Below are 11,737 nucleotides of genomic sequence, written 5' to 3' on the forward strand. Positions count from 1 at the left end.
CCGTCATTCCCACGAAAGTGGGAATCCAGGACGCGGAATCTCAAGAAACCGTTTACCCGGCAAGTTTGCCCGCCGGCAGGCGCGGGGCTTCAGACGGCATTGCTGCTGCGGTTTCGGGCGCGGCTTTATTCGATGACGATTTTGGGGAAGCGGCTGCTGAAGTCTTTGCCTTTGTCGGCAATGCTCAGGGCGATTTGGAATGCGGCATCGGTGTAGATTCGGGCGATGGCGGGGTGTTCGTCGAACAGTTGCGCCGGTGTGCCGCCGTCCATTGCTTCGCGCACGGGCAGGCTTAAGGGAAGCTGTCCGAGCAGGGGGAGGTTGAGGCGTGCGGCTAAATCTTTGCCTCCGTCCGTGCCGAACAGTGCTTCGCTGTGTCCGCAGTTGGTGCAGATGTGGACGGACATATTTTCCAATACACCTAAAATGGGAATGTTGACTTTTCGGAACATATCCACAGCCTTGCGCGCGTCTATCAGGGCGATGTCCTGCGGCGTGGTTACGATGACGGAACCGGTTACGGGGATGCGCTGGGACAGCGTGAGCTGGATGTCGCCCGTGCCCGGGGGCAGGTCGATAAACAGGTAGTCCACTTCGTCCCACTCGCTTTGAAACATCAGTTGCTGCAAGGCTTGGCTGACCATCGGCCCGCGCCAGACGACGGCTTGGCCGGTATCGACGAGAAAGCCGATAGACATGACCTGTATGCCGTCTGAAGATTCGACGGGAATGAGTTTTTGGTTTTTCTGATCGGGTTTGCGGTCGTCCACACCCAACATGGTCGGTTGGCTCGGGCCGTAAAGGTCGGCATCGAGTACGCCGACGCGCGCGCCCATCCGCGCCATTGCGGCGGCAAGGTTGGCTGTCGTCGTCGATTTGCCCACGCCGCCTTTTCCCGATGCGACGGCGATGATGTTTTTCACGCCTTTGATGGTGGTAACGCCGGGCTGGACTTTGTGTGTGCCGATTTCGGTGTCCATGGACAGATGGATGTGTGTGTCGCCTGTCAGCGGCATCAGGATTTCCTGTATGCGGTCGGCTGTTTCTGAGGCAATGTGCGCGACGGGGAAGCCGAAATGCAGGGCGATATGGATGCCGTCTGAACGCTGTTCGACCGAACGGACGGTCTTTTCGCCGCCGAGCGTGCGTGCCGTATTCGGAACGGCGACGGTGTCGAGGAGGGTGCGGATGTTTTGTATGTTCATAATGTGTGTTTCTGTGTGCAGTTTGGGAAACGGGCGGAAAGTGTACATTGATTTCGGGCGGTTTGCCTTTCCTTGTGCGAACTTTTACACGGTATGCGGCGGATTGTGAAAATCCGTTGTCAAAATATCCCGTGCAAACAGTGGTCTGCAATTAAGCCTGTAAAATTTGCTTGACGAGGTAGGATGGTGCTGTATAATGCACGGCTTATCGGGTCGTTAGCTCAGTCGGTAGAGCAGCGGACTTTTAATCCGTTGGTCGAGCGTTCGAATCGCTCACGACCCACCAGATAACCGGAAGCCAAGTTTTGAGACTTGGCTTTTTGTTTGCCTGCCGGTTGCGCGGGCGTACCGTTTGAGAGAGCGTATGAAAAAGAAACTGCTTTCGGGCATCAAATTTGCCGTTCGGACGGCATTGGTGTTTTTATTGGTGTCGCTGTTTTTGGATTGGGTACGCAAGCCCGAAGAGCCGGCCGGTGCGGCAGGGCGGCCTTTGACCCTGCTGTCGGGGCAGCGGCTGACTTTGGGACAGTTTAGCCGAGATAAGGCGGTTTTGGTGTATTTTTGGGGGAGCTGGTGCGGCGTGTGCCGTTATCAGTCGCCGATAATCGATGATTTGGCGGCGGACGGCGTTCCGGTCGTCGGCGTGGCGGTACGTTCCGGCAGCGCGTCCGAAGTGGCGGCGTATATGGCAAAGCGGGGCTTGGGCTTTCCGACGGTCAACGATGAGGACGGGGGTTTGGCAAGGTCTTGGCGGATTGTCGCAACGCCTGCCGTCGTTTTGGTCAAAAATGGGAAAATGGTTCACTATACGACGGGAATCAGCAGTTATTGGGGCTTGCGCGCACGAATTTTTCAGGCGGATGTTTTCGGTTAACTTTTGTTTTTGTTAAACTTTACGCTATGTAGAGAATCAAACGGCATATACCTTGCTCGTCTGATGCGGCGGCTTTTGTTTTTTCTGGAAGAAAGTTCTTTCGACAGTAAATGTAATACTTTGTTGAGATTGTAGGGAAAATAGACTAAGATATAACTATTAAAATATTTTTAGATAGGATTATCGGAATTAAAGTCTTTTATACCCAGTCGTCCGATGCGGTTTATAGCGTATTGTTGTTATATGTTCGTTTTGTTATATAACGGTTGCATCAAAATTTACGCCCACAGGCTTTCCCGACGGTTTGAAAGTTTGATTTTCGATAACTTGGAGACTTGAACAATGCCTACCCAATCAAAACATGCGTCTATCAATATCAGTCTGATACAGGCAAGGGAAGCCCTGATGACCCAATTCAGGCCTATTCTGAATCAGGCGAATATTACCGATCAGCAATGGCGGATTATCCGTCTTTTGGCGGAAAACGGCACGCTGGACTTTCAAGATTTGGCGAATCAGGCGTGTATTCTGCGCCCCAGCCTGACCGGTATCCTGACCCGCCTTGAAAAAGCGGGTTTGGTTGTCCGCCTGAAACCTTCCAACGACCAACGCCGCGTTTTTCTGAAGCTGACTGCCGAGGGCGAGAAGCTGTATGAGGAAATCGGCGAAGAAGTGGACGAGCGTTACGACGCTATCGAGGAAGTGCTGGGCCGCGAGAAAATGCTGCTGCTTAAAGACCTGTTGGCAGAACTTGCCAAAATCGAGGATGCGTTGAACTCGTAATACGCCGTAACGCGCGGAAATGTCCGACCGACGGCTTTTTGAATCAGAACTGCTGCACATGGGGGGTGCCTTGTGTGCAGCATTCTTATATAGGGGACAGTTTAAAGGGGAAAAATGGCGGATTTGCAGAAAACTTTTCAAACTTCGTTCCGTGATGCGATGGCATCCTGTGCGGCAGGCGTTCATGTCATCACGACAGACGGTGCGGCAGGGCGTTACGGCATTACAATGACGGCGGTCGCGCCGGTTACCGACGAGCCGCCGACCGTGATGCTGTGCATCAACCGGAGTGCGCGAATCATTCCGATCCTGTCGGAAAACGGCAGCCTGTGCATCAATACGCTGGCGGACGAACATCAGGATGTTGCCGAACATTTTGCCGGGCTGACCGGCCTGTCGCCCGAAGAGCGATTTGCCTACCACATCTGGCATCGCGGCAAAACGGGACAACTTGAAATAGAGGGCGCGTTGGTGCACCTGCACGGGCATATTGTCGGCAAACATGAAATCGGCACGCATTTTGTGTTTTACGTCAGGCTCGACGAAATCAAAAACTGCGGGTGCAAACGCCCCGCGCTGCTGTATTTCAGACGGCAGTTTAGATTTTTAGACTGATATTCGGACAGATATATGAAAGCGATGATACTGGCGGCAGGACGCGGCGAGCGTATGCGCCCTTTGACCGATACCACTCCGAAGCCGCTGCTTGATGTGGCGGGTAAGCCTCTAATCGGTTGGCACCTATGCCGTCTGAAGCAGGCGGGGTTTACCGAAATCGTCATCAACCACGCTTGGCTGGGTCGGCAGATAGAAGATGCTTTGGGCGACGGCTCGGCTTATGGCGTGAACATCGCCTATTCGCCCGAACCCGCAGGCGGTTTGGAAACGGCAGGCGGCATCGCGCAGGCATTGCCGCTGTTGGGTGGGCAGCCGTTTTTGGTGGTCAACGGCGACGTGCTGACCGACATTGATTTCGCGGCGGTATTTCAGACGGCATCGTCCCTGCCGGAACATATTTCCGCCCATCTGTGGCTGGTGGAAAATCCCCCGCACCATCCTGACGGCGATTTTTTGCTGTTGCCGGACGGAAGCGTACAGTCGGAAGTATCCGGCGGCAACGGATTGACATTCAGCGGCGTGGGTATTTACCGTCCTGAAATGTTTGACGGAATCGAAGCGGGCAGTGTGGCGAAACTCGCGCCCGTATTGCGTGGCGAAATGCGGCAAAACCGCGTGAGCGGTCAGAAGCATACGGGCTTGTGGCTGGATGTCGGCACGGTATGCCGTCTGAAAGAGGCTCAAGCCCTTGCAGGGGCTTGGAAGTGAAATAAAACGGTGGCTTGCCGAGCCGGCTGCCGAACGGTTCCGACCGGATGTCCAGCATATTTTCGTGGAGGCGTGAAAATAGGGCGTTCGGGGCTTTCCGTCCAACAAATGCCATCTGAAGCGCGGCGGTTTGCCGTCGGCGCGGTGTCGGATTTTATTGGGTAACTTTGTTCAGACCGCCGCCCGTCAGATTGTCAAAACCCGGTTTCAGGCGGTATGGCGGATTCGGTTTAACGTTTCAACGCCAGCACCAACACGCCCGCCGTTACCAGCCCCAAGCCTATCCATTCCTGCGTGTTCGGGCGTTCGTCCAAGAAAACCACCGCCATCAGCGCGACCAAGACCAGGCTGAATTTGTCGATGGGGGCGACTTGCGAGGCGTTGCCCAGTTGCAGGGCTTTGAAGTAGGCAAGCCAAGATGCGCCGGTAGCAAGGCCGGATAGGATAAGGAATGTCCAGTTGCGCCCCGTAAAGCCGTTCACACCCTGCCATTTGCCGGTGTAGGTCAAAAACAATACCAAAGCGGCGAGGATGACCAAGGTGCGGATGAAGGTAGCGAAATCTGAATCTATACCCTGTAAACCCATTTTGGCGAAGATGGCGGTCAATGAGGCGAAGCCTGCCGATGCCAATGCCCAAAACAGCCATGCGTTGCTGCTCATGTTTTCTCCTTGGATTGTGAACAATATGAACGGTATTTTTGTTGCAGCGTCAAAAATTTCACTGCGGGTTTGGTGCGGATAACGTTATAATATGCCTGATATTATTTTCAATCCACCTGTTTGTCGCCTGATGCTTTCAGACGGCATGTCCCTCCTCATTTCTAAAGGAAAATCATGAGCTTCAAAACCGATGCCGAAATCGCCCAATCCTCCACCATGCGCCCGATTGGCGAAATTGCCGCCAAGCTTGGTCTGAATGCCGACAACATTGAGCCTTACGGTCATTACAAGGCGAAAATCAATCCTGCCGAAGCGTTCAAACTGCCGCAAAAACAGGGCAGGCTGATTTTGGTTACCGCCATCAACCCGACTCCGGCGGGCGAAGGCAAAACCACCGTAACCATCGGTTTGGCGGACGCGTTGCGCCACATCGGCAAAGATGCCGTGATTGCCCTGCGCGAACCTTCTTTAGGGCCGGTGTTCGGCGTGAAAGGCGGCGCGGCAGGCGGCGGCTATGCCCAAGTTTTGCCGATGGAAGACATCAATCTGCACTTTACCGGCGACTTCCACGCCATCGGTGCGGCGAATAACCTGCTCGCCGCCATGCTCGATAACCATATCTACCAAGGCAACGAGTTGAACATCGATCCGAAACGCGTGCTGTGGCGGCGCGTGGTCGATATGAACGACCGCCAGTTGCGCAACATCATCGACGGCATGGGCAAACCTGTTGACGGCGTGATGCGTCCTGACGGTTTCGACATTACCGTTGCTTCCGAAGTGATGGCGGTATTCTGTCTTGCCAAAGACATCAGCGATTTGAAAGAGCGTTTGGGCAACATCCTTGTCGCCTACGCCAAAGACGGCAGCCCCGTTTATGCCAAAGATTTGAAGGCACACGGCGCGATGGCGGCATTGCTTAAAGATGCGATTAAGCCCAACTTGGTGCAAACCATCGAAGGCACGCCCGCCTTCGTACACGGCGGCCCGTTCGCCAACATCGCCCACGGCTGCAACTCCGTAACCGCAACCCGTCTGGCGAAACACCTTGCCGATTACGCCGTAACCGAAGCAGGCTTCGGCGCGGATTTGGGCGCGGAAAAATTCTGCGACATCAAATGCCGCCTTGCCGGTTTGAAACCCGACGCAGCCGTCGTCGTCGCCACCGTCCGCGCCTTGAAATACAACGGCGGCGTGGAACGCGCCAACCTCGGCGAAGAAAATTTAGACGCTTTGGCAAAAGGTCTGCCCAACCTGCTGAAACACATTTCCAACCTGAAAAACGTATTCGGACTGCCCGTCGTCGTTGCGCTCAACCGCTTCGTGTCCGACTCCGATGCCGAGTTGGCGATGATTGAAAAAGCCTGTGCGGAACACGGCGTCGAAGTTTCCCTGACCGAAGTGTGGGGCAAAGGCGGCGCGGGCGGCGCGGATTTGGCGCGCAAAGTCGTCAACGCCATTGAAAATCAAACCAATAACTTCGGTTTCGCCTACGATGTCGAGTTGGGCATCAAAGACAAAATCCGCGCGATTGCACAAAAAGTGTACGGCGCGGAAGATGTTGATTTCAGCGCGGAAGCGTCTGCCGAAATCGCTTCACTGGAAAAACTGGGCTTGGACAAAATGCCGGTCTGCATGGCGAAAACCCAATATTCTTTGAGCGACAACGCCAAACTCTTGGGCTGCCCTGAAGGCTTCCGCATTACCGTGCGCGGCATTACCGTTTCTTCCGGCGCGGGCTTCATCGTCGCGCTGTGCGGCAATATGATGAAAATGCCGGGTCTGCCCAAAGTTCCCGCCGCCGAGAAAATCGACGTGGACGCAGAAGGCGTGATTCACGGCTTGTTCTGAACGGTTTTTGAAACCAGATGCCGTCTGAAGCCGTTTCAGACGGCATTTTTTCGGAACGCGGGCGGCGGTATGCTATAATCCGCCATTAAATTTCTCTATTTTCAGGAAAAAACATGAGTTTGAAATGCGGCATCGTCGGTTTGCCCAACGTCGGCAAATCCACCCTTTTTAACGCGCTGACCCAATCGGGCATCGAAGCGGCAAACTATCCTTTCTGTACCATCGAACCCAACGTCGGCATCGTCGAAGTACCCGATCCGCGTATGGCCGAATTGGCAAAAATCGTCAATCCGCAAAAAATGCAGCCTGCCATCGTCGAATTTGTCGATATTGCCGGTTTGGTCGCGGGCGCGAGCAAAGGCGAGGGCTTGGGCAACCAGTTCCTTGCCAACATCCGCGAAACCGACGCGATTGTGAATGTCGTGCGCTGCTTTGACGACGACAATATCGTCCACGTTGCAGGCCGCGTCGATCCGATTGCCGACATCGAAACCATCGGTACAGAGTTGGCGCTTGCCGACCTGGCAAGTGTCGAAAAAGCCATCGTCCGCGAAGAAAAACGCGCCCGCTCCGGCGACAAAGACGCGCAAAAACTGGTCGAACTGTGCAAAAAACTGCTGCCGCATTTGGACGAAGGCAAACCCGTGCGTTCCTTCGGTTTGGACGCGGAAGAACGCGCGATGCTCAAACCGCTGTTCCTGCTGACCGCCAAGCCGGCGATGTATGTGGGCAACGTTGCCGAAGACGGTTTTGAAAACAATCCGCACCTCGACCGCCTGAAAGAATTGGCGGCAAAAGAAAACGCCCCCGTCGTCGCCGTGTGCGCCGCGATGGAGAGCGAAATCGCCGAGTTGGAAGACGGTGAAAAAGCCGAGTTCCTCGCCGAAATGGGCTTGGAAGAACCGGGCCTGAACCGCCTGATTCGTGCCGGTTACGACCTCTTGGGGCTGCAAACCTATTTCACCGCCGGTGTGAAAGAAGTCCGTGCGTGGACGATACACAAAGGCGACACCGCGCCTCAAGCTGCCGGCGTAATCCATACCGACTTCGAACGCGGCTTCATCCGCGCCCAAGTGATTGCCTACGATGATTTTGTCTCGCTCGGCGGCGAAGCCAAAGCCAAAGAAGCCGGCAAAATGCGTGTGGAAGGCAAGGAATACGTCGTGCAGGATGGGGATGTGATGCACTTTTTGTTTAACGTGTAACCCAAATGCGGCAGGTTTTCAGACGGCTTTGCCGGAAATGCCGTCTGAAGCCGGTTTTGGTGGTTTTCGGCGTTTCCATACCGCCGGAATGCAGCCGTATCAAAATATAGCGGATTAACAAAAATCAGGACAAGGCGGGGCAACGCTGTACCGGTTTTTGTTAATCCACTATAAAATCCCACCCGCATTTCCGATTTGCCCTCCCCGATTCCTGCAAAACAAACCGCCTGCCCCGCTGTTGCAAAAAGCCGTCCGGCATTCCGAATATCCCGTACAAAATGACCTTTCAGACGGCATTTGCGCCGCCGCGTTTCGAGTATAGTGGATTAACTTTAAATCAGGACAAGGCGACGAAACCGCAGACAGTACAGATAGTACGGCAAGGCGAGGCAACGCCGTACTGGTTTAAATTTAATCCACTATAAAAACATTATGAGCCAAGCCTTACCCTACCGCCCGGACATCGACACATTGCGCGCCGCCGCCGTCTTGTCCGTCATCGTGTTCCATATCGAAAAAAATTGGCTGCCGGGCGGATTTCTCGGTGTCGATATATTCTTTGTGATTTCAGGCTTTTTGATGACGGCGATCCTCCTTCGCGAAATGTCGGGGGGGGGGGAGGTTTTCCCTGAAGGCATTTTATATCCGCCGCATCAAACGGATTTTGCCCGCATTTTTCGCCGTATTGGCGGCAACGCTGATAGGCGGCTTCTTTTTATTCACCAAAGATGATTTCTTTCTTTTATGGAAATCCGCGCTGACCGCCTTGGGTTTCGCATCCAACCTGTATTTTGCAAGGGGCAAGGACTATTTCGCTCCCGCGCAGGAAGAAAAGCCCCTGCTGCACATTTGGTCTTTGTCGGTCGAAGAACAATTTTACTTTGTCTTTCCGATATTGCTGTTGCTTGTCGTCCGCAAAAGCCTGCGCGTCCAAGCCGGCTTCCTCGCCGCACTGTGCGCGTTAAGCCTTGCCACTTCCTTTATACCTTCCGCGCTCGATAAATATTACCTGCCCCACCTGCGCGCCTGCGAAATGCTGGTCGGATCGCTGACCGCCGTGCGGATGCGGTACCGGCAACAGCGGAATCTCGCCGTCGGGAAACGGTATGCCGCCGTCGGCGCATTGTTTTCCGCGTGCATACTGTCCGCCTGCCTGTTTGCCTATTCGGAACAAACCGCCTATTTCCCGGGCCCCGCCGCTTTGATTCCCTGTCTGGCTGTTGCCGCGCTGATTTATTTCAACCATTACGAACACCCGCTTAAAAAATTTTTCCAATGGAAAATCACCGTTGCCGCCGGTTTGATTTCCTATTCGCTTTATCTGTGGCATTGGCCGATATTGGCCTTTATGCGCTATATCGGCCCGGACAACCTGCCGCCTTATTCGCCGGCGGCAGCGATCGTCCTGACTCTAGCGTTTTCCCTGATTTCTTATCACTGCATCGAAAAGCCGTTTAAAAAATGGAAAGGTTCGTTCGCACAATCCGTTTTATGGATTTATGCCTTGCCTATGCTCATTTTGGGGGCGGGCTCGTTTTTCGCGATGAGGCTGCCGTTTATGGCGCAATACGACCGCTTGGGGCTGACGCGTTCCAACACCTCCTGCCACAACAATACCGGCAAACAATGCCTATGGGGGGATACGGAAAAACAGCCGGAACTGCTGGTTTTGGGCGACTCCCACGCCGACCATTACAAAACATTCTTCGATGCCGTGGGCAAAAAAGAAAAATGGGCTGCCACTATGGTTTCCGCCGACGCTTGCGCCTATGTGGAAGGCTACGCGTCCCGCGTATTCCAAAACTGGGCCGCCTGCCGCGCCGTTTACCGCTATGCCGAAGAACACCTGCCCCGGTATTCAAAAGTGGTTTTGGCGATGCGCTGGGGCAGCCAAATGCCCGAAAACAGCCGCTCCCTTGCCTATGATGCCGGTTTTTTCCAAAAATTCGACCGTATGCTGCACAAACTCTCATCCGAAAAACAAGCCGTTTACCTGATGGCGGACAACTTGGCCTCGTCTTACAACGTCCAGCGCGCCTATATCTTGTCTTCCCGCATACCGGGTTACCGCCAAGCCCTGCGCCCGGACGACGAAAGCACCCTGAAAGCCAATGCACGCATCAGGGAATTGGCAGCCAAATACCCCAACGTCTATATTATTGATGCCGCCGCCTATATCCCCGCAGATTTTCAAATCGGCGGATTGCCGGTTTACTCGGACACAGACCACATCAACCCTTACGGCGGCACGGAATTGGCAAAGCGTTTTTCCGAAAAACAACGGTTTCTCAATACGCGCCATAACCATTGATTCGCTTAAATTTGTTACAATCGGCGGTTTGCAAAAACGCTAATTTTTTTGAAAGAGACCGATGAGCGTCATCCAAGACCTGCAATCGCGCGGCCTAATCGCGCAAACGACCGACATCGAAGCCTTAGACGCTTTGTTGAACGAACAAAAAATCGCCCTTTACTGCGGTTTCGATCCGACCGCCGACAGCCTGCACATCGGACACCTGTTGCCCGTATTGGCATTGCGCCGCTTCCAACAGGCGGGGCATACGCCGATTGCTTTGGTGGGCGGCGCGACCGGTATGATCGGCGACCCCAGCTTCAAAGCCGCCGAACGCAGCTTGAATTCCGCCGAAACTGTTGCCGGCTGGGTGGAAAGTATCCGCAACCAATTAACCCCTTTCTTGAGCTTTGAAGGCGGAAATGCCGCCATTATGGCGAACAATGCCGACTGGTTCGGCAGCATGAACTGCCTTGACTTCCTGCGCGACATCGGCAAGCATTTCTCCGTCAACGCCATGCTGAACAAAGAATCCGTCAAACAGCGCATCGACCGCGACGGCGCAGGCATTTCCTTCACCGAGTTCGCCTACTCCCTGCTGCAAGGCTACGACTTTGCCGAGTTGAACAAACGCCACGGCGCGGTTTTGGAAATCGGCGGCTCCGACCAATGGGGCAACATCACCGCCGGTATCGACCTGACCCGCCGCCTGAATCAAAAACAAGTGTTCGGCCTGACCCTGCCTTTGGTTACCAAATCAGACGGCACCAAATTCGGCAAAACCGAAGGCGGCGCAGTATGGCTGAACGCGAAAAAAACCTCGCCCTATCAGTTCTACCAATTCTGGCTGAAAGTCGCCGATGCCGATGTGTATAAATTCCTGAAATACTTTACCTTCCTGTCCATCGAAGAAATCGATGCCGTCGAAGCCAAAGACCAGGCAAGCGGCAGCAAGCCCGAAGCGCAACGCATCCTCGCCGAAGAAATGACCCGCCTGATTCACGGCGAAGAAGCCCTTGCCGCCGCGCAGCGCATTTCCGAAAGCCTGTTTGCCGAAGACCAAAGCAGCCTGACCGAAAGCGACTTCGAGCAGCTCGCCCTCGACGGCCTGCCTGCATTTGAAGTTTCAGACGGCATCAATGTCGTCGAAGCCTTGGTCAAAACCGGTTTGGCATCCTCCAATAAAGAAGCGCGCGGCTTTGTGAACAGCAAAGCGGTTTTGCTCAACGGCAAACCTGCCGAAGCCAACAACCCCAACCACGCCGCCGAACGCCCCGACGATGCCTGCCTGCTGAACGGCGAACACAAACGTTTCGGCAAATACACCATCCTTCGGCGCGGCAAACGCAACCACGCGCTTTTGGTTTGGAAATAATCCGATTGCCGCAGAAATGCCGTCATTCCCGCGCAGGCGGGAATCCGGACCTGTCCGCACGGAAACTTATCGGGCAAAACGGTTTCTTAGATTCCACGTTCTAGATTCCCGCCTGAGCGGGAATGACGAGTTTCAAGATTACGGTGTTGTCGGAACGCAACTG

9 protein-coding genes, 1 tRNA gene and 1 pseudogene are annotated in these 11,737 nt (G+C 54.4%); 9 read left to right on the forward strand and 2 right to left on the reverse strand.

What is annotated here, in order from left to right:
* Positions 1-125: 125 nt before the first annotated feature.
* Positions 126-1,205: an iron-sulfur cluster carrier protein ApbC gene (gene apbC / locus HMPREF2959_RS05885; protein ID WP_002236420.1), complete on the reverse strand. Its 1,080-nt coding sequence runs from the start codon at positions 1,203-1,205 to the stop codon at positions 126-128.
* Positions 1,206-1,415: 210 nt separating this feature from the next.
* Between apbC and HMPREF2959_RS05890 the strand changes: the two genes are divergently transcribed.
* From HMPREF2959_RS05890 to murU, 5 genes are all read left to right on the forward strand, one after another.
* Positions 1,416-1,491: transfer RNA gene (locus tag HMPREF2959_RS05890), tRNA-Lys, on the forward strand.
* Positions 1,492-1,569: 78 nt separating this feature from the next.
* Positions 1,570-2,079 carry a protein disulfide oxidoreductase gene (locus HMPREF2959_RS05895; protein ID WP_002236419.1) on the forward strand — a complete coding sequence of 170 codons (510 nt, stop codon included), beginning with the start codon at positions 1,570-1,572 and terminating at the stop codon, positions 2,077-2,079.
* Between the two features lie 342 nt (positions 2,080-2,421).
* Entirely contained in the window at positions 2,422-2,862 is a 441-nt protein-coding gene (gene nadR / locus HMPREF2959_RS05905; protein ID WP_002221507.1) for a MarR family adhesin repressor NadR, read from the forward strand.
* Between the two features lie 114 nt (positions 2,863-2,976).
* The gene (gene hpaC, locus HMPREF2959_RS05910) at positions 2,977-3,477 is read left to right on the forward strand and encodes a 4-hydroxyphenylacetate 3-monooxygenase, reductase component (RefSeq protein ID WP_002236418.1); all 501 of its coding nucleotides are present in this window, start codon (positions 2,977-2,979) and stop codon (positions 3,475-3,477) included.
* A 15-nt stretch (positions 3,478-3,492) separates the two neighbouring features.
* Positions 3,493-4,188 carry an N-acetylmuramate alpha-1-phosphate uridylyltransferase MurU gene (gene murU / locus HMPREF2959_RS05915; protein ID WP_070696510.1) on the forward strand — a complete coding sequence of 232 codons (696 nt, stop codon included), beginning with the start codon at positions 3,493-3,495 and terminating at the stop codon, positions 4,186-4,188.
* 230 nt (positions 4,189-4,418) lie between these two features.
* On the opposite strand, the gene HMPREF2959_RS05920 is transcribed toward murU, so the two are convergent.
* Positions 4,419-4,850, reverse strand: coding sequence for an EamA family transporter (locus tag HMPREF2959_RS05920; protein WP_061704698.1), 432 nt, complete (start codon positions 4,848-4,850; stop codon positions 4,419-4,421).
* Between the two features lie 174 nt (positions 4,851-5,024).
* Here HMPREF2959_RS05920 and HMPREF2959_RS05925 point away from each other — a divergent pair, with 174 nt between their 5' ends.
* The 4 genes and pseudogenes from HMPREF2959_RS05925 to tyrS all read left to right on the forward strand — a co-directional run bounded on the left by HMPREF2959_RS05925 (position 5,025) and on the right by tyrS (position 11,574).
* The gene (locus HMPREF2959_RS05925; protein WP_070696512.1) at positions 5,025-6,701 is read left to right on the forward strand and encodes a formate--tetrahydrofolate ligase; all 1,677 of its coding nucleotides are present in this window, start codon (positions 5,025-5,027) and stop codon (positions 6,699-6,701) included.
* 113 nt (positions 6,702-6,814) lie between these two features.
* Positions 6,815-7,906 carry a redox-regulated ATPase YchF gene (gene ychF, locus HMPREF2959_RS05930; protein ID WP_002219814.1) on the forward strand — a complete coding sequence of 364 codons (1,092 nt, stop codon included), beginning with the start codon at positions 6,815-6,817 and terminating at the stop codon, positions 7,904-7,906.
* 432 nt (positions 7,907-8,338) lie between these two features.
* Positions 8,339-10,217 (forward strand): annotated as a pseudogene (locus HMPREF2959_RS05945) (acyltransferase family protein).
* 61 nt (positions 10,218-10,278) lie between these two features.
* On the forward strand, positions 10,279-11,574 hold the full coding sequence (gene tyrS, locus HMPREF2959_RS05950; RefSeq protein WP_070696515.1) for a tyrosine--tRNA ligase: 1,296 nt from the start codon (positions 10,279-10,281) through the stop codon (positions 11,572-11,574).
* The last annotated feature ends 163 nt before the right edge of the window (positions 11,575-11,737 follow it).

Origin of the sequence: Neisseria sp. HMSC070F02, from assembly GCF_001814225.1 — a bacterium.
GTDB lineage: Bacteria > Pseudomonadota > Gammaproteobacteria > Burkholderiales > Neisseriaceae > Neisseria > Neisseria meningitidis.